The organism is Micromonospora sp. DSM 45708, assembly GCF_039566955.1.
In the GTDB taxonomy this organism is placed as follows: domain Bacteria; phylum Actinomycetota; class Actinomycetes; order Mycobacteriales; family Micromonosporaceae; genus Micromonospora.
Genome location: NZ_CP154796.1, coordinates 1,331,845 through 1,349,608, shown reverse-complemented (window position 1 = coordinate 1,349,608; position 17,764 = coordinate 1,331,845). Strand labels below are relative to the sequence as shown.

The window sequence follows — 17,764 nt, the reverse complement described above, 5'->3', positions numbered from 1 at the left end:
TCGGTGATCCCGCACCGCAACATCGGCTTCGTCGCCGCGGCGGCGACGCTGCTGGCGGCGGCTCCGCTGTCGGCGATCTTCGAACGGTGGACGTGGCTGGTCCAGGCGGCCATCGTGGTCGCCGTGGTGGCCGGCGCGGCGGCGCTGAGCCGGCTGGGGCGGGCCCCGCTCTGGGGCCAGCTGCTGGCCATGCTGGCCGGCCTGACCCTGGGCCTGACGTGGGTCTTCCCCGGCGGCACCGAGGCGTTCGCGTTCGTGCCGACCCCGGCCACGTTCGCCCACTTCGGCGAGCTGCTCCAGACGTCGTTGCAGGACATGCGCGGCTACGGCGTCAAGGTGCCCGACGTCGACTCGCTGCTCTTCCTCGCCGTGCTCGGCATCGGCGCGGTGGCCGTGGTGGTGGACGTGCTCGCGGTCGGGCTGCGCCGGCCGGCGCTGGCCGGGCTGCCGATGCTGGCCATCTACTCGGTGCCGGTCGCGGTCTACGTGGACAGCGTTCCCGCCACCCCGTTCGTGGTGGGCGCCGCCGGTTACCTGTGGCTGCTGGTCACCGACAACGTCGACCGGGTGCGCCGGTTCGGCCGCCGGTTCACCGGCGAGGGCCGCGACGTCGACGTCTGGGAGGCGTCGCCGCTGGCCGCGGCCGGCCGCCGGCTGGCCGTGGTCGGGGTGGTGGTGGCGGTGGCGCTGCCGCTGGCCGTGCCCGGGATGACAAGCGGCCTGATGAGCAACGTCGGCGCCGGCCCCGGCGACGGCAACGGGCGGCCCGGCCAGGGCGGCAGCACGGGCCGGATCGACCTGTTCGCCGCGCTCAGCGGGCAGCTCAACCAGAGCGAGCGGTTCGACCTGGTCAAGGTCACCACCGACGAGCCGAACCCGTTCTACCTGCGCCTCGGCGTGGTGGACGATCTGCGGCCGAGCGGCTTCCAGGCGCGCGTGCCCAGCGGGCAACCGGTCACCCGCGGCCTGCCCGACCCGGCCGAACGCGCGCCCCGCGGCGTCGAGCAGCAGCGCTACCGGGCCACCGTCGAGGTGACGAAGAACCTGAACATGCCACTGATGCCGGTCTACGCCGAGCCGGTCAAGACCGATGACCTGGCCGGCAACTGGCGCTACGACCCGCAGCAGCAGATCGTCTTCTCCAGTCGGGACAACGCCCGCGGCAAGCGCTACTCCTTCGACTACGTGCGGTCGACGTTCAGCCCGGCGGCGCTGCGCGCCGCGCCGTCCCTGCCGTCGGACAGCGCGGTGCTGCGCCAGCAGACCGTCACCCCGTCCGTCCCGGCCGTCGACCGGCTGGTCGAACGGCTGGTGAAGGGCCGGCAGACCGACTACGACAAGGTCCGGGCGGTCTACGACTACTTCTCGGTGGAGAACGGCTTCACCTATGCGCTCTCCACCCGCAACGGCAGCAGCGGGGACGACATCACCGACTTCCTCGCCACCAAGGTCGGCTACTGCCAGCAGTACGCGGCGGCCATGGCCTGGCTGGTGCGGGCGGCCGGCGTACCGGCCCGGGTGGCGGTGGGGTTCACCAACGGCACCAACACCGGCGACGGCTCCTACGTGCTGACCAACCAGAACCTGCACGCCTGGACCGAGGTCTACTTCGGCGGGATCGGTTGGGTGCCGTTCGACGCCACCCCGGCGGCGAGCATCCCGGGCTCGGTCCGGTCGGCCTGGGCCCCGGACACCGACGCCCCGGAGGAGATCACCCCCGCGCCGGGAAGCAGCGCCGCGCCCGACGCGACCGACCCGTCGGCCGGCCCGAACGAACCGGACCGCCTGGACAAGGACGCCGACCAGGGCCTGGCGGTCGGCGACAACGGGCCGACCCGGCAGGACCAGGTCTGGCCGTGGTGGCTGGCCGGGGTGCTCGCGCTGCTGGCGTTGCTGGCCCTGCCGGCCCTGCGCCGCTCCGCGCTGCGTCGTCGGCGGCGGGTCCGGGCGACCCTGCCGGCGGCCACCGCGATGGCCGTGCCCGGGCAGCGGGGCCGCGGCCCCGAGATGGTGGTCGGGGTGGACGCCGAGGCGGCCCGCGCCGACGCGCATGCCGCCTGGGACGAACTGCTCGACACGCTTGTCGACTTCCATGTGCCGGTGGACGGCACGGAGACGCCGCGGGCCACCGCCGAGCGGTTGAGCCGGGAGGCGCTGGTCGAGGACGCGGGCGCGGTGACCGGGGTACGGCTGCTGGGCCGGGCCGAGGAGCGGGCCCGGTACGCCCGTGACCCGCTGACCGACGCCGAGTTGCAGCCGGCGCTGCGGACGGTGCGGGGGGCGCTCGCCGCCCGGGCGAACCGGCGGACCCGGCTGCTGGCCGCGGTGCTGCCGCCGTCGGTGCTGGCGCGGTGGCAGACCGCCCTGGCCGAGCGGTCGGCCCGGCTGATCACCGTCACCGGGCAGGTACGGCAGCGGATGCTGCGCTGGAGCCCGCGTCGCCTGCTGGCCAACCGCCCCGCCCGCTGACCGCCGAGCCGAGCAGGCGTGCCACCTGCCTTCCTCCGCTGCCGCACCGAGCCAAGCAGGCGTGCCACCTGACCTCCTCCGCTGCCGCAGTTTCACGGAAAGAGTGGTCATTCGGGCTCGAATGACCACTCTTTCCGTGAAACAGGCCGCACGGGGGTGGGCGCACGCGGGTGGGCGCGCACGGGGGCGCGCGGGGTGGGGCGCTCCGTGGGGGGAGAACGTGGTCATGGGAGCGATGCAGCGGACGCGCTCGCCGGCGTGCGCCGGCAAGGCGTCCGTCGCGGCCCCGCCCGGTCAGGGGCGGGGCGTGGTCAGCGGTGGCCCTCCGGGCGCTGCCGCCAGCGGTCCTCCATCCGGTCGAGGAAGGAGCCCCGACGGCCACTGCGGCCACGGGGACGACGCCGACTCGTCGTTGTGCCGCCCACCACGTGCAGGTCGGGCGACTGGGACCGGCGGTGCGACTGCACCGCGTAGCCCAACGAGGCCAGCATGACGACGAAGCCCGCCACGGCCACCGCAGGAATCTTGATCACGGCACCGTAGATCAACAGTGCCAGACCAGCGACGACCACGCCGGCAGCGACGAGCACGCGACGCCGCGCGTGGAAACGCGGGTCGCTGGCGCGCACGGCCGAGGCGAACTTGGGATCCTCGGCAAGCGACCGCTCGATCTGCTCGAACAGCCGCTGCTCGTGCTCCGAGAGCGGCACGGCACTCCTCCCCGGTCACGTTGGTCGGCCCGGTCGGGCCGACAGACCGTGGCAGCCAACCGGCTGCTTACCCGCAAGTCTACGAGGGGGCTCGCGCGTCGGAAAGCGGGACGACCTACGGCCGGGTCGGTTTTTCGACTCGTCGTGGATCCCGCCGGCCGAGAAGACTGGCCGGACCTATGACGGACCGCCCGAATCGGGCGGCTGCCGCGTCCGCCGCCGCCTCCGCCTCCCGCCACCCCCGCTCCGGCGCACCCAGGGTGAGCTGCTGCGGCGTCTCCTCCGCCGCGGCCAACCCCTCCATCCGTACGCCGACCAGGCGGACCGCCTCGCCGGGGGCGAGAGCGACCCAGAGCGCCCAGGCGGTGTCGAACATCTCCCGTGCGGTGTCGGTCGGCACGCCGAGCGTGCGGGAGCGACTGATCGTGCGGAAATCGGCGAAACGGACCTTCAGCGACACCGTGCGGCCGACCTGACCGGCCGCCCGCAGCCGGGCGCCGGCCTTCTCGGCGAGGGCGAGCAGCGCCCGCCGGATCTCGCCCGGGTCGGTGACGTCGGTGTCGAACGTGATCTCCGCCCCGATCGACTTCTCCACCTGCTCCGGGGAGACCCCACGCGGGTCCCGCCCCCAGGACAGCTCGTGCAGGTGCCTCGCGGACGCCTCGCCCACCGCCCGACGCAGCAGACCGGTCGGCGCCTCGGCCAGGTCGCGCACGGTGCGCAGGCCGAGCCGGCGCAACGCCTCCGCCGAGCGCTCCCCCACGCCCCACAGCGCCGACACCGGCAGCGGGTGCAGGAAGTCCAGCACCCGGTCGGCGGGCACCACGAGCAGGCCGTCCGGCTTGGCGCGGGTGGAGCCCAGCTTGGCCACGAACTTGCTCGGGCCCACCCCGACCGAGCAGGTCAGCCGCTGCTCCTCGGCCACCCGACGGCGGATCAGCGCGGCGATGGCCGCCGGTCGGCCGAACAGCCGGCGGGCGCCGGCCACGTCGAGGAACGCCTCGTCCAGGGAGAGCGGCTCGACCAGCGGGGTGACGTCCCGGAAGATCTGCATGACCGCCCGGGACGCCGCCGAGTAGGCGGTGAAGTCGGGCGGCAGGTAGATCGCGTCCGGGCAGAGGGCCCGGGCCCGGGCGGTGGGCATGGCGCTGCGTACCCCGAACACGCGGGCCTCGTAGCTGGCCGAGCTGACCACGCCGCGTGGGCCGATGCCGCCCACCACCACCGGCCGGCCGCGCAGCTCGGGGCGGCGGCGCACCTCGACCGAGGCGAAGAACGCGTCCATGTCGACGTGCAGGATGGAACAGCCGGTGTCGTCGGCGTCCGGCCCGAAGCGCGGGTCACCGCCACCCCGGGGCAACGACTGGCTGCGGCCCATGCCCCGCAGGCTAGCCCGCCCGTCCGACAGGTCCGCCGGTCAGCCCCGCCCCCACCGGACCGCCGGCCGCCCCCGGCCCCACCGGACCGCCGGTCAGCCCCGGACCACCAGCAGCGGGACGGTCATCTCCGCGGCGGTGTCCGCGCCGTGGTACGCCACCAGCCGCGACGCCATCGGCGGCTCGGACCGGGTGGCGACCACCGCGTACGTGTCCCGGCACACCACCACCACGTCCCCGATCCGGGCCAGGTGTGCCTCCGGCACCGGCCCGAACCAGCCGGTGGCCACCGCCTCCGCCCGGGTCAGCACGTCGGCCGCCCCGCCCAGCACCCCGGTCCAGGCGGCCACCACGTCGGCCTCGGCACCCGGCGCGACGTGCAGGTAGCGGACCCGGGGCTCGCCGGCCACCACCCGCACCCCGGCCCGCAGCCGGGGGTCGGTGTCCAGGTCGAACCGGTGCCCGGCGGGGATGTCGAGCTGGCCGTGGTCGGCGGTGACCAGCAGCGCGGCGTCCGGCGGCAACCCGTCCACCAGGCGGGCCAGCAGCGCGTCCACCTCGGCGGCGGCCGTCCGCCAGGGCGCCGAGTCGACGCCGCTGAGGTGCCCGTGCCGGTCCAGGTCGGGGTGGTAGCCGGAGACCAGGGCGGGCCCGGCGCCGGCGGCCAGCGCGGCCAGCATCCGCGCGGCGAGCGCGTCGACCCCGGCCGCGCCCCGGTAGTCGCCGCCCCGGTTGGCGGCCAGCGTCAGGCCGCTGCCGGCGAACTCGGGGCGGCTCACCACGGTCACCGCCACGCCGGCGGCACGGGCCCGCTCGTACCAGGTGGGGACCGGTTGCCAGCGGGACGGGTCGGGGTCGCCGGCCCAGTCGACGTGGGTGAGCACCCGGTCGGTGCCGGGCACCCGGACCGTGAAGCCGAGCACGCCGTGCGCGCCGGGCGGGGTGCCGGTGCCGAGGCTGACCAGACTGGTCGGGGTGGTGGAGGGGAAACCCGCGGTGAGCGGCGTGCCGGTGGTGGCGGCCAGCCCGGCCAGCGTCGGCGCGTACCGGGCGGCGGTGGGGATCTGGTGCCAGCCGAGGCCGTCGACGAGCAGCACGGCGATCCGGCGGACCCCGGCCAGCCGGGGCGTCAGGTCGAGCAGGTCGATCGCGCCGGGCACGCCGAGCAGCGCGAGCGCGCTGGGCAGCACGTCGACCAGACTGCCGCCGCCGTAGCGGGGCGCGACCCGGTCGAGTGGGCCGGTCATGCCGGACGACGGGCGAACAGGTGCAGTTGGGCGGCCAGGTCCCGGTACGGCGACCGACCGGCCAGGGCCCGTTCCAACTCCACCAGGGCGGCCGGCTGACCGTCGGCCACGGCGGCCGGGAGCAGGTCGGCGAGCACGCGTACGCCGTGGATCTCCTCGACGACGAGCCCGGCGGCGGTGAGCAGCGCGGTCGCGCCGTCGGCGTCGTAGCGGCGGCGCAGCGTGTCCCGGCCGCCGGCGGTGCCGTGCGGGTCGGCGGCGAGCGCGGCGGCGGCGTCGAGCTGCCCGTTCATCGCCCGGCCGAGCACCGCGGCGGCCCGCGCGGCGACCAGCACGCTGGCCGCGCCGCCCGGCCGGAGCGCGGCGACCAGCGCCGCCGTCACCGGGTGCGGGTCGTCGACCACCTCCAGGACGGAGTGGCAGAGCACCAGGTCCACCGAGGCGGGTTCGACCAGCCCGGCGAGCGCGTCGGCGTCGCCCTGCGTCGCGCGTACCCGATCGGCGACCCCGGCCTCGGCGGCCCGGCGGGTCAGCGCGGCGAGCGCGTCGGGGCTGGCGTCGACCACGGTGACCCGGTGGCCGGCCTCGGCGAGCGGGACGGCGAAGCCGCCGGTCCCGCCGCCGACGTCGAGCACGGCGAGCCGTTCGTCGGCCCGCCGGCCCAGCTCGGCCCGGAGCACCGACCAGATCACGGCGGTGCGGGGGGTGAGGGTTCGGGTCTGCTCCACGAGGGGAGCCTAGCCATGGTCGTCAGCGCCGGTCATCCCCCCGGCTCGGGGTCAGGACTCGCCGCCGCCGGCCGGGTCCTCCTCGGCGCGGGAACGCTGGGCGTTGGCCACCGGGCCGTCGGTCACCTGGTGCTCGCGCGGCTCGATCTCGTGGGTGGGCGCCCACCCGGCGCCGAGCCGGGTCCGTCGGGCGTTGGCCACGCCACCGGGGTACGTGCTGTGAAAGGTCATCGGTTCATCCCCCATACCCGGGTGCGCCACTCTGCCCACCCGTGTCCGGGAGTCTCCCGTGTCCGGCCCCGGGAAACCGTAATGTGGATCACTACGGTCAACGGAAATCCCGGGACGCCGGCGTGACGGGCGGCTCGATCGAGTCCAGCCGGTCCGCGGTGAGGTTCGTGACGCCCTCGTGCCGCTGCAACCGGCCCCGCACCACCAGTGCCCCGCTGGTGCGGGCGATTCGACGGTATCTCTGCCACAGCCCCGGCGAACACGTGACGTTGAGCATGCCGGTCTCGTCCTCCAGGTTGAGGAACGTGACCCCGCCGGCGGTCGCCGGGCGCTGCCGGTGGGTGACGATCCCGCCGACCCGGATCCGCCGCCCGGGCGGCACCTGGCCGAGCCGGGCGATCGGCACCGCGCCCAGCGCGTCGAGCCGGTCCCGGAGGAAGCGGGCCGGGTGGCTCTCGGGGGACAGGCCGGTAGCCCAGACGTCGGCGACCAGCCGGTCCACCGCCGCCATGCCGGGCAGCGTGGGCGGGTCCGCGCCGGTCACCGTGCCGGGTAGCCGGTCGGGCCGGTCCTGGGCCGCCGCGCCGGCGGCCCAGAGCGCCTGCCGCCGGGTCAGCCCGAAGCAGGCGAACGCGTCCGCGGTGGCCAGCGCCTCCAGCTGCGCCGCGGTCAGACCGGTCCGCCGGGCCAGGTCCGGCATGTCCCGGTACGGCCCGTGCGCGGTCCGCTCCGTCTCGATCCGCTCGGCCGCGTCCTCGCCGAGGGTACGGACGCTGCCCAGCCCGAGCCGGACCGCCGGACCGCCCAGCCCCCAGGCGTGCGGCGGCTCCCCCGGCAGGCTCCCCCACCGGGTCTCCGGCGTCGACTCCAGCACCGCCTTGGCGCCGCTGGCGTTGATGTCCGGCCGGCGCACCTCCACCCCGTGCCGGCGGGCGTCGTCGGCGAGCGTCTGCGGCGAGTAGAAGCCCATCGGCTGGGCGTTGAGCAGCGCGGCCAGGAACGGGCCCGGGTGGTAGCGCTTGAGCCACGAGCTGGCGTAGACCAGGTAGGCGAAGCTCATCGCGTGGCTCTCCGGGAAGCCGTAGCTGGCGAACGCGGTGAGCTTGCGGTAGACGTCGTCGGCCAGCTCGCCGGTGATGCCGCGCTCGGCCATCCCGGCGTAGAGCCGGTCGGCGATCCGGGCCATCCGCTCCACCGAGCGTTTCGCGCCCATGGCCCGGCGCAACTGGTCCGCGCCGGCCGCGTCGAACCCGGCCAGGTCGATGGCGAGCTGCATGAGCTGCTCCTGGAACAGCGGCACGCCGAGCGTCTTCTCCAGCGCGTTGCGCATCAGCGGGTGCGCGTACGTCACCGGCTCCTGGCCGTTCTTGCGCCGGATGTACGGGTGCACCGAGCCGCCCTGGATCGGACCGGGCCGGATCAGCGCCACCTCCACCACCAGGTCGTAGAACTCGCGGGGCTTGAGCCGGGGCAGGGTGGCCATCTGGGCCCGGCTCTCCACCTGGAACACGCCGACCGAGTCGGCCCGGCAGAGCATGTCGTAGACCTCGGGGTCGTCCAGCGTCATCCCGCCCAGGTCCAGACTCATCCCGATCATGTCGTAGCCGTAGTGCAACGCGGACAGCATGCCGAGGCCGAGCAGGTCGAACTTGACCAGGCCGACCGCGGCGCAGTCGTCCTTGTCCCACTGGAGCACGCTGCGGCCGGGCATCCGGCCCCACTCCACCGGGCAGACCTCGATCACCGGCCGGTCGCAGATCACCATGCCGCCGGAGTGGATGCCCAGGTGCCGGGGGAACGTCTGCAACTCGTTCGCGTACGCGACCACCTGCTCGGGGATGTCCGCCACGTCGACCGCGGCGACCGAGCCCCACCTGTCGATCTGCTTGCTCCAGGCGTCCTGCTGGCCGGGCGAGAACCCGAACGCCTTGGCCACGTCCCGCACCGCCGACCGGGGCCGGTACGAGATGACGTTGGCGACCTGGGCGGTGTGCTCCCGGCCGTATCGGGCGTAGACGTGCTGGATCACCTCCTCCCGCCGGTCGGACTCGATGTCCACGTCGATGTCGGGCGGCCCGTCCCGTTCCGGGGCGAGGAAGCGCTCGAACAGCAGCCGGTGCCGGACCGCGTCCACGTTGGTGATGCGCAGCGCGTAGCAGACCGCCGAGTTGGCCGCCGAGCCCCGCCCCTGGCAGTAGATGTCCTGCTGCCGGCAGAACGTGACGATGTCGTAGACCACCAGGAAGTAGCCGGGGAAGCCCAGCTCGTCGATCATCCGCAGCTCGTGCTCGAGCTGCGCGTACGCCTCCGGGTGCGCCTCGGGCGGGCCGTAGCGCTCCCGGGCGCCGTCCATGGTCAGCCGCCGCAGCCAGCTCATCTCCGTGTGCCCGGCCGGCACCGGGTACGCCGGCAGCCGCGGCGCGACCAGGTGCAGGTCGAACGCGAGTTCCGCGCCGAACTCGGCGGCCCGGGCCACCGCACCCGGGTACGCGGCGAACCGCGCCGCCATCTCCGCGCCGCTGCGCAGGTGGGCGGTGGCCGCGGCGGGCAGCCAACCGTCGATCTCGTCGAGGCTGCGCCGGGCCCGGACCGCCGCCACGGTGGTGGCCAGCCGACGTCGGCCCGGCGTGGCGTAGTGCACGTTGTTCGTGGCGACCGTGGGCAGCCCGGCGGCGGCGGCCAGCTCGGCCAGCGCGTCGTTGCGGTCGGCGTCGACCGGGTGGCCGTGGTCGGTCAGCTCCACCGCCACCGTCTCCGCGCCGAACAGCGCGGTGAGCCGGTCCAGTTCCCGGGCTGCCGCGTCGACCCCGTCGGTGAGCAGCGCGGCCGGCACGTGCCCCTTGCGGCAGCCGGTGAGCACCAGCACGTGGTCCTTCAGCTCGGCGGCGATCTGTTCCAGCTCGCCGTAGACCGGGCGGCCCTTCTCCCCACCGCGTAGCTGGGCCCGGGAGATGGTGGCGGCGAGACGCGCGTACCCCTCGTGGCCGTGCGCGAGCACCAGCAGGTGCCGGCCGAGCGGGTCGGGTTCGCCGTTCTGCGGGCCGGGCAGCCCGAGCGAGAGTTCGGCCCCGAAGATCGTCGGCAGTCGCAGCGCGCGGGCCGCCTCGGCGAAGCGCACCACGCCGTAGAAGCCGTCGTGGTCGGTGACGGCGAGCGCGGTGAGCCCCAGCCGGGCGGCCTCCTCGGCCATCTCCTCGGGGTGGCTGGCCCCGTCGAGGAAACTGAAGTTGGAGTGCGCGTGCAGCTCGGCGTAGGGCACGGCGCCGTCCGCGCGGTCCAGCTCCGGCGGCCGGTATTCCACGCGTTTGCGGCTCCAGGCCGGGGCGTCGCCGCCGTCGGCGTCGACCGCGAGCGGGTCCACCACGTGCAGGTGCCGTTCGCCCCGGCCCCGCTCGTCGCCCCGGCCGGACAACACCTGCTCCAGCTTCGACCAGGGCATCCTCGGGTTGTGGAAGCTCATGCCGCGCTCCCCCGCCCGCCACGTTCTCCCCTGTCGGCCGGTCGAAGGGCTACCTGCGGTGGCCTGCCAACTTGATGGCACGGATGAGTCATGGCGACACCGGCAACGGCAGCGGTGGTGGTGGTGGTGGTGGCGACGGCGGCGACAGGTCGGTGGGGCGACCCGTTTACGCCATCAAGTTCGTAGCCCCCGGCGAGCGGAAGTCGGCGCGGCACGGCGGCACGCCAGCGAGCCGCGGCGAGCCGCTCAGTCATAGATCGCCTCCACCAGCCACTGCCCGCCCTCGACGGCGAGCAGCAGGGCCGTGCCGTCGACCAGGCAGACCTGGAACCGGGCCCGCCGACGCGCCTCGGCCGGCGCCCACCAGCGCTCGTCCACCGGCCACGGGCCGGCCCATCCGGAGACCTCGGCCGGCCGGCCGGCGCCCACGGTCAGCCGGGCCGGCGCCGCGCTGACCACCAGCCGGGCGCTCACCACGACCGGCTGGCCCGCCGCGTCGTGCACCTCGGCCGCCAGCGGGGTGGGCAGCACCACCGCCGGCGACGGCGGCGGGATCCGCCCCGGCCACGGCGGCTCGGGCACCGCCCTGGCCCGGCCGGTCCGGCGACCGGCCCGCACCGCCGTCCGGCCCGAATCGGCGGACCCGACCGGCACGACAGCCGACTCGGTGGCCGGCTCCGGCACGACAGCCGCCTCGGCGGACGGCTCCGGCACGGTGGGCGGGACGGGCGGTGGGCCGGGACGGGCGGGCACCCGCTCGTCCCCCCACGGAACCAGACGCACCTGGTCGGCCGGGGAGCGCCCCCCACCCAGGACGGCGGTGACCACCGCCTCGGGGCCGAGGATGCCCTGCACCCGGTGCAACGCCCGGTGCGCCCGCTCCCGCTCCTCGCCGGTCTCCCCCCACAGCCCGGGTTGCAGGCCGGCCCGGGCGAGCACCCCGTCCGGCACCAGCCGCAGCCGGATGATGCCGGCGGTCGGGCGGGTCGGGCGGGCCCCGCCCCGGCCGTTGCTGCCCGAGAGCCACCCGTCGAGCTGCCAGCGGACCCGGTCGGCGATGGCCGCGGCGGTGAGCAGGCCGTCGTGCCGCCAGACCCGGTGCAGTTCCTGGCCGTGCGCGGTGACCGCCTCGATGCCGAGCCGGGTGCAGGCCAGCCCGTACGCGGCGAGCCGCTCGTGCAGTCGCTCGGCAAGCGTCCGGGCGGCGAACGCGGCGGCGTCCACCCGGTCGATCGGCTCGTCGTGCTCGACGGTGACGGTCAGGTCGGCGGGCGGCTGCCGGACCGCGAGCGGTCGGTCGTCCCGCCCGGCGGCGAGCCGGTGCGCCAGCGCCCCGTCGAAGCCGAACCGGGCCAGCACGTCCCCGGCGGGCAGCGCGGCGAAGTCACCGAGGGTGCGGACGCCGAGGCGGCGCAGCAGGTCGGCCAGGGCGGGCCGGCCGAGCGCCTCGACCGGCCGGGCGGCCAGGAAGGCCGCGGTGCCGCCCGGGGGCACGATCCGCCCCTCGCGGGCGGCCAGGCCGGCCGCGAAGACCCCGTCGGCGATGCCGACCTGGCTCTCCACCGCGCAGCTCTGGGCCACGTGCTCGACGATCCGCTCGGCCGCCGCCTCCTCACCGCCGAGGTAGCGGCTCGGCCCCCGGGCGGCGGTCGCGCAGGCGCCGGGACGGATCACCTCGACGCCGGCGACCACCTCCTCGACGGCGGCCACCACCGGCTCGAACGCCCGCGCGTCCCGGCCGGGATCGTGGTCGACCACGGTGAGCCGTGGGCAGCGCGCCTGCGCCTCCCGCCGGCGCAGCCCGCGCCGGATCCCCTCGGCCCGGGCCCGCTCGGAACAGGCCACCACCCGGTTGGCGTGCAGCACCACGACCGGGTCGGTGGCGGGCACACCGTCGACGATCTCGGCGGCGAGGACGGGCCAGTCCGGGCACCACAGCAGCAGCGCCCGCGCCGGCTCACTCCTCGCGCTCACGGTGCACCGGCCACGGTGGTGAGCGGACGGGCGGCGGAGGTCACCACGCGCAGCCGGCGGGCCGGGGCGGCGGGGACGCCGGACCCGACCGGGCGGGGGATCACCCGGGTCAGCTCGTCGCCGGGCAGCCACACCTTGATCTCCTTGGGCCGGGCGGCGGCGCCCCGGCCGCGGGCCGAGACGGTCACCTCGCGACGGCGCAGCCGCCCGCGCCCCGGCCCGAGCCCCTGCCAGACGCCACGGACCACCTGGAGTGTCACGTCCGCACCGTCCCACCGGCCGTACGGGACCAGCACGCTGCCGCGCTGCCGGGCCCGGGCGGCCAGCCGGGCGGAGACCGAGGCGGAGACCGCGGCCGGCACGGCGGTGACCACCACGTCGACCCCGTCGATGAGCGCGGCGACGACGGTGGGCCACTCCGGCCCGGGATCGGGCACCAGGGCGAGCCGGTCCAGGGCGATCCCGGCCTCGGCCGCCGCGCCGGCCCCGAACGTGGGTACGCCGACCACGGCGCACCACGAGCCGGCCCGGGACGCCTCGGCGAGCAGCGCGAGGATCAGCGAGGTGGCACCGCTGTGCCGGGGACGGCCGACGCCGACCGCGACGGTGCTGCCGCGTCGCAGCCCACGGTTGGGCAGCAGCCCGGTCAGCTCGGCCCGGACGGGGAGCACCCGGTGGCCGCCGGCCGGGTCGGGCGCGCTCGCCGGACGCACCAGTTCGGCCAGGGCGGCGGAGCCGACCACCATGCGGCCCGCCATCGGACCAACCCCCCGTCGTGTTCTCGCCACGAGCCGGCCCGTGGTGGTGCTGTGGATCATGTGGTGCGCTGGATCAGGTGGTGCGCTGGGTCAGGTGGTGCGGCGCCCGGCCCCCCGGGTCCCGCCGATGGCGGCCGGGCGCCACGACTCAGGCGGCGGCCGACCCGGGGCGCGGCGCGGCGTCGGAGCTGCCGGGCCGTAGGGGCCGGGGCAGGCCGTCGAGCGCCGGCTGGTGCGGCCGGCCGAGTGCGGTCTCCACCACGGTCACGAACTGTTCGGCGGCACGGAGCAGGTCGTCGGCCTCACGGGCGGTGACCACCCGGGGTATGCCGGCCTCGGCGGCGGCCCGCTTGCTGGCGCCGGCGGCGAAGTAGGCGGCCCACTCGTCCAGCTCGGGGGCGACGGTGGCGAGCAGCACCCAGACGCTGGTGATCCGGTTGCGGCGGGTGGGCGCGGGCCGGGCCCGGGCGGCCAGCACGGCGGCGGCGGCGCGCAGCGCCGCGAGGTGGGCGGCGGCGTACCGGAGACCGTCGGGGCGGGTGCGGGCGGCCTCGGCCAACCCCTCACGGGCCACCGCGAGCAACTGGGCGGGGGTGCGGTGCGGCAGCACGTGCGCGGGCACCGTGGGCGCCTGGGCCGGACCGGGCATGGGTCTCTCCTCCGCGTGTGGCCGGGGCGGGCGGTCGGGCGACGGGGAACCGTCGTCCGGTCGCCCGGAGCGGTCGGTGCGGAGGAAGACGCACCTCAGGTGGCGGCCGGCCGGGTGTGAACGCTTCCCCACACCCACACCCGGCCGGCGTGCCCGGCGGGTCCGTCGCCCGCCGCCCGGGGGTCGGGGGCGGCGGGCGACGACCTGCCTGACGGGCTCGGACTCGCGACTGTCCGAAGCCCGGTGCGGCCCGCGGAGCCGCACCTTGTCCGGAAGCCGGTGCCGCGAAACACCGCTTCCGGAGCTGGGGAACGGGTGGGCGACCCGACCGCGCGGGACCGGGTCAACCGCGACCCGCGTCAACGCGATCCAATCGAACACTCGTTCTAACTACCCTGACAGTACACCTCCCCGCCGACGAAAACGCAACGTGTGACGTGCCCGGGACACGCCGGAGGGCGGCCGGAATTCCCAGCCGGCGCACAGCCGCGGCAAAGGCGGCCCGGAACTCGCCGGACCAGGGTTTACCCCGTGAACGTGAGCCGTACCGAAAAGCCCCTCCGGTGAGCACCACCGTGGCCGACCGGCGCGCGGGGCGCCGCACCCCGCCGGCCGCCCCCGACTGGTGGGCCGACGTCGCCGGCGGCCTCGCGGCGCTCAGCCTGCTGGTCGTCACCGCCCTCTGGACCGCCGACCGTGGCGTGCAGGAGCTGCTGGCCGGCGCGGCCACCGGGCTCACCTCGCTCGGCCGGCTGACCGGCCTGGTCAGCGCCGACCTGATGCTGCTCCAGGTGGTGCTGATGGCCCGGGTGCCCCTGCTGGAGCGTCGCTTCGGCCAGGACCGGATCGCCCGCTGGCACCGGCTCGCCGGCTTCACCTCGTTCCACCTGCTCCTGGCGCACGTGCTGCTGACCGTCCTCGGGTACGCCGGCACCGCCCGCCAGGGGGTGCTCGCCGAGATCCGGGACCTGGTCGTCACGTACCCGGGGATGCTGCTGGCCACCGCGGCGCTGGCGCTGCTGGCGCTGGTGGTGGTCACCTCGGTCCGCGCGGCCCGGCGGCGGCTGCGCTACGAGTCCTGGCACCTGCTGCACCTCTACGCCTACCTGGGTGTCGCGCTGGCGCTGCCGCACCAGCTCTGGACCGGTGCCGACTTCGTCGCCTCGCCGCTCGCCCGCGCCTACTGGTGGACGGTCTACCTGCTGGCGCTGGCCAGCGTGCTGATCTGGCGGCTCGGCCTGCCGGCCTGGCGCTCGCTGCGGCACCGGATCGAGGTGGCCGCGGTGGTGCCCGAGGCGCCCGGGGTCACCTCGGTCTGGCTGCGCGGGCGGGACCTGCACCGGCTGCCGGCACGGGCCGGGCAGTTCCTGCTCTGGCGGTTCCTGGACGGCCCCGGCTGGTCCCGGGCCCACCCGTACTCGCTGTCCGCGCCGCCGCACGGCGACCTGATGCGGATCACGGTCAAGGACCTGGGCGACGACAGCGCCCGGGTGGCCGCCCTGCGTCCCGGCACCCGGGTGTTGATCGAGGGACCGTACGGGCGGCTCACCGGGCAGCACTGGCGCGGCGGCGGGATCACCATGCTGGCCTGCGGCGTCGGCCTCACCCCGTTGCTGGCGTTGCTCTGGGAGCTGCCGTACGCGCCGGGGCAGGCGGTGCTCGCCTACCGCGCGCGCAGCGGGGAGGACCTGGCCTTCCGCGACGAGCTGGACCGGCTCGTCGCGGAACGCGGGCTGGTCGTGCACCACCTGGTCGGTCCCCGGGCGACGCGACCGTCCTGGCTGCCGGCGTACGCCGAGGGGCTCTCCGACGCCGAGTCGTTGCGCCGGCTCTCCCCCGGCGTGGCCGGACACGACGTCTTCCTCTGCGGGCCGGACGGCTGGGTCGACGCCGTCCGCGCCGCGGCCCGCGCCGCCGGGGTGCCTGACGCGCACGTCCATCACGAACGTTTCGCCTGGTGACAGGCGCGAAGGGAGGATCCGTGCGACGGATCACCATCTGGCTGCTGTCCACGGTGGCCGCGTTGGTGCTGCTGTTCAGCTACCGGACCAGCACCATGGGCGCCGGGGAGACCGGCGCGGTCGCGGCCGGGACCGACCCGGGTGCCGGCTCGTGGAGCGGCACGGACGGCGGCGCCACCGGGTCCGACCCGTCCACCGACACCGGCGGCGGCACCGGCACCGGCACCGGCACCGGTGGTAGCGGCACGGCCACCGGGTCGGTGGCGCAGACCCGGTGGGGGCCGGTCCAGGTGAAGATCACCGTCTCCGGCGGGAAGATCACCGACGTCACCGCCGTGCAGGTGCCCGACGGCAACCGGCGGGACCAGGAGATCAACGACTACGCGGTGCCGATCCTGCGGCAGGAGGCGCTCGCCGCCCAGAGCGCGGAGATCGACAGCGTCTCCGGAGCCACCGTCACCAGCGACGGCTACCGGGAGTCGCTCCAGTCCGCCATCGACGCCGCGCACCTGCGGTGAGCGGGCCGGACCGGCGGGCCTGGGTGGAGCAGGTGATGGGGCTGCCGGTCAGCGTGCACCTGCGCGGCCCCGGCGTGCGTACCCCGGCGGTGGAGCGGCGGGTGACGCGGGTCTTCGCCGAGCTGCGCGCGGTGGACGCGGTGTTCAGCACGTACCGGCCGGACAGCGTGCTGGGCCGCCTGCGCGGCGCGCCGCCCGGCCCGGCCGCCACCGCCGACCCGCTGGTGCGCGAGGTGGCCGGGCTCTGCGAGACGGCCCGCGCGCGGACCGGCGGCTGGTTCGACGCCCGCCGCCTGCCGCTGCCGCGGGGCGGCACCGGCTACGACCCGTCCGGCCTGGTCAAGGGCTGGGCGGTGGAACGGGCCGCCCGGCACCTGACCGACCTGGCCGACCACGACCTGTGCCTGAACGCGGGCGGGGACGTGCTGCTGCGGGCCGGACCGGGCCGGCCGGCCTGGCGGATCGGGGTCGAGGACCCCGACCGCCCGGACCGGCTGCTCGACGTGGTCGAGCGGGCCGCCGGCGCGGTCGCCACCTCCGGCACCGCGCGGCGCGGCACGCACATCACCGACCCGCGCGCCGGGCGGCCGGCCGAGGCGGTCCGATCGGTCACCGTGGTCGGCCCCGAACTGCTCTGGGCCGACGTGTACGCGACCGCCGCCGTCGCCCGCGGCCCGGACGCGCTGGACTGGCTGGCCACCCTGGACGGGTACGCGGCCCTGCTGGTGGACGCCGCCGGCCGGGTTCGGGCCACCCCCGGCTGGCCCGGCTCCCGGGCCGTATCTTCTCCGCTGACGGACGGATGCCGGGGAGGGTGAACACGTGCGCACCGGTGAGGTCGACAAGAAGCGGCTGTTCGAGTTGCTCTGGGGCACGCCCGTCGGGCCCCGGCGCGGGCCGCGTCCCACGCTCTCGCCCGCCGTCGTGGCCCGCGCCGGCATCGCCGTCGCCGACGCGGACGGGCTCGACGGGCTGACCATGCAGCGGGTCGCCGCGTCGCTGGCGGTGACCAAGATGGCGCTCTACCGCTACGTGCCGGGCCGGGCCGAGCTGATCGCCCTGATGCTGGACGCGGCGCTGGGCGAGCCGCCCCCGGCCCCGGCCGACCGTCCCGCCGACCGAGGCGTGGCTCACGTCCCGGTACCGGCCGACCGAGGCGCGGCCGACGTCCCGGCGCCGGCCGACGCGGGCTGGCGGGCGCAGCTCGACGACTGGACCCGGCGGCTGGTCGAGCGGTTCCGCCGGCATCCCTGGGCGCAGGCGGCAGCCGTCGGCGCGCGACTGCCCGGGCCGAACGAGCTGGCCTGGGTGGAACGCGTCGTCGCCGCGCTCGCCGACACCGGGCTCACCGCGTCCGAGCGGCTCGACGTGGCCACCCTGCTGGTCGGGCACGCCCGCAACCTGGCCGCCCTCCCGCCCGGGTCCGGCCGGGAGGCCGCGTTCGCCGCGCTCGTGCACGGCCGCGAGGACCGCTTCCCGGCCCTCGCCGCCGCCCTGGCCGACCCCGCCGCCCCACCCGCCCCCGACCGCACCCTCGACTTCGGACTCGCCCGCATCCTGGACGGCATCCAGGCCCTGCTCCACGCCCGCACCCCCACCGACCCGTCCGTCGATCATGAGGTTGACGGTCCGACACGCCGAGGGGCGACACCGCCAACCTCATGATCAACGTACCCGGGTCCG

Annotated in this window: 13 protein-coding genes and 2 pseudogenes; 5 read left to right on the top strand and 10 right to left on the bottom strand. The window is 76.2% G+C overall.

The window, feature by feature from the left end; genetic code table 11:
* Positions 1-3 precede the first annotated feature (3 nt).
* Positions 4-2,469, top strand: coding sequence for a transglutaminase TgpA family protein (locus tag VKK44_RS06490; RefSeq protein WP_343445930.1), 2,466 nt, complete (start codon positions 4-6; stop codon positions 2,467-2,469).
* A 311-nt stretch (positions 2,470-2,780) separates the two neighbouring features.
* On the opposite strand, the gene VKK44_RS06485 is transcribed toward VKK44_RS06490, so the two are convergent.
* From VKK44_RS06485 to VKK44_RS06445, 10 genes and pseudogenes are all read right to left on the bottom strand, one after another.
* Positions 2,781-3,179 (bottom strand): DUF3040 domain-containing protein, encoded by a 399-nt coding sequence (locus tag VKK44_RS06485; RefSeq protein ID WP_107162615.1) that lies wholly within the window; start codon positions 3,177-3,179, stop codon positions 2,781-2,783.
* Positions 3,180-3,294: 115 nt separating this feature from the next.
* Positions 3,295-4,557, bottom strand: a complete 1,263-nt coding sequence (locus tag VKK44_RS06480; protein ID WP_343445929.1) for a DNA polymerase IV — start codon at positions 4,555-4,557, stop codon at positions 3,295-3,297.
* A gap of 93 nt (positions 4,558-4,650) precedes the next feature.
* On the bottom strand, positions 4,651-5,802 hold the full coding sequence (locus tag VKK44_RS06475) for an alkaline phosphatase family protein (protein ID WP_343445927.1): 1,152 nt from the start codon (positions 5,800-5,802) through the stop codon (positions 4,651-4,653).
* On the bottom strand, positions 5,799-6,530 hold the full coding sequence (locus VKK44_RS06470) for a methyltransferase domain-containing protein (protein ID WP_343445926.1): 732 nt from the start codon (positions 6,528-6,530) through the stop codon (positions 5,799-5,801). The genes VKK44_RS06475 and VKK44_RS06470 overlap by 4 nt, the downstream gene beginning before the upstream one ends.
* Before the next feature lie 51 nt (positions 6,531-6,581).
* The gene (locus VKK44_RS06465; RefSeq protein WP_089157237.1) at positions 6,582-6,761 is read right to left on the bottom strand and encodes a hypothetical protein; all 180 of its coding nucleotides are present in this window, start codon (positions 6,759-6,761) and stop codon (positions 6,582-6,584) included.
* Positions 6,762-6,858: 97 nt separating this feature from the next.
* Positions 6,859-10,221, bottom strand: coding sequence for an error-prone DNA polymerase (locus VKK44_RS06460; RefSeq protein ID WP_343445925.1), 3,363 nt, complete (start codon positions 10,219-10,221; stop codon positions 6,859-6,861).
* 246 nt (positions 10,222-10,467) lie between these two features.
* Positions 10,468-10,797 (bottom strand): annotated as a pseudogene (locus tag VKK44_RS30945) (DNA polymerase Y family protein); the annotation flags it as partial.
* A gap of 153 nt (positions 10,798-10,950) precedes the next feature.
* Positions 10,951-12,195 (bottom strand): annotated as a pseudogene (locus VKK44_RS06455) (DNA polymerase Y family protein); the annotation flags it as partial.
* Positions 12,192-12,953, bottom strand: coding sequence for a hypothetical protein (locus tag VKK44_RS06450; protein ID WP_343445923.1), 762 nt, complete (start codon positions 12,951-12,953; stop codon positions 12,192-12,194). The pseudogene VKK44_RS06455 and the gene VKK44_RS06450, both read right to left, overlap by 4 nt.
* Before the next feature lie 148 nt (positions 12,954-13,101).
* Entirely contained in the window at positions 13,102-13,602 is a 501-nt protein-coding gene (locus tag VKK44_RS06445; RefSeq protein ID WP_343445922.1) for an SAV_6107 family HEPN domain-containing protein, read from the bottom strand.
* Positions 13,603-14,165: 563 nt separating this feature from the next.
* Here VKK44_RS06445 and VKK44_RS06440 point away from each other — a divergent pair.
* Genes VKK44_RS06440 through VKK44_RS06425 form a run of 4 tightly spaced genes read left to right on the top strand, consistent with a single transcriptional unit; the run spans position 14,166 to position 17,746 of the window.
* Positions 14,166-15,563 carry a ferredoxin reductase family protein gene (locus VKK44_RS06440; protein WP_343445921.1) on the top strand — a complete coding sequence of 466 codons (1,398 nt, stop codon included), beginning with the start codon at positions 14,166-14,168 and terminating at the stop codon, positions 15,561-15,563.
* 20 nt (positions 15,564-15,583) lie between these two features.
* A complete protein-coding gene (locus VKK44_RS06435) occupies positions 15,584-16,081 on the top strand; it encodes an FMN-binding protein (protein ID WP_343445920.1) in 498 nt (165 codons plus the stop codon).
* The gene (locus tag VKK44_RS06430) at positions 16,078-16,899 is read left to right on the top strand and encodes an FAD:protein FMN transferase (RefSeq protein ID WP_343445919.1); all 822 of its coding nucleotides are present in this window, start codon (positions 16,078-16,080) and stop codon (positions 16,897-16,899) included. The genes VKK44_RS06435 and VKK44_RS06430 overlap by 4 nt, the downstream gene beginning before the upstream one ends.
* 4 nt (positions 16,900-16,903) lie before the next feature.
* A complete protein-coding gene (locus VKK44_RS06425; RefSeq protein WP_343445918.1) occupies positions 16,904-17,746 on the top strand; it encodes a TetR/AcrR family transcriptional regulator in 843 nt (280 codons plus the stop codon).
* The last annotated feature ends 18 nt before the right edge of the window (positions 17,747-17,764 follow it).

What these genes read in the sequence shown, in the direction of transcription:
- VKK44_RS06445 (WP_343445922.1), bottom strand. Translation starts at nt 13,602, where the DNA reads ATGCCCGGTCCGGCCCAGGCGCCCACGGTGCCCGCGCACGTGCTGCCG.
- VKK44_RS06450 (WP_343445923.1), bottom strand. Translation starts at nt 12,953, where the DNA reads ATGGCGGGCCGCATGGTGGTCGGCTCCGCCGCCCTGGCCGAACTGGTG.
- VKK44_RS06475 (WP_343445927.1), bottom strand. Translation starts at nt 5,802, where the DNA reads ATGACCGGCCCACTCGACCGGGTCGCGCCCCGCTACGGCGGCGGCAGT.
- VKK44_RS06460 (WP_343445925.1), bottom strand. Translation starts at nt 10,221, where the DNA reads ATGAGCTTCCACAACCCGAGGATGCCCTGGTCGAAGCTGGAGCAGGTG.
- VKK44_RS06465 (WP_089157237.1), bottom strand. Translation starts at nt 6,761, where the DNA reads ATGACCTTTCACAGCACGTACCCCGGTGGCGTGGCCAACGCCCGACGG.
- VKK44_RS06480 (WP_343445929.1), bottom strand. Translation starts at nt 4,557, where the DNA reads ATGGGCCGCAGCCAGTCGTTGCCCCGGGGTGGCGGTGACCCGCGCTTC.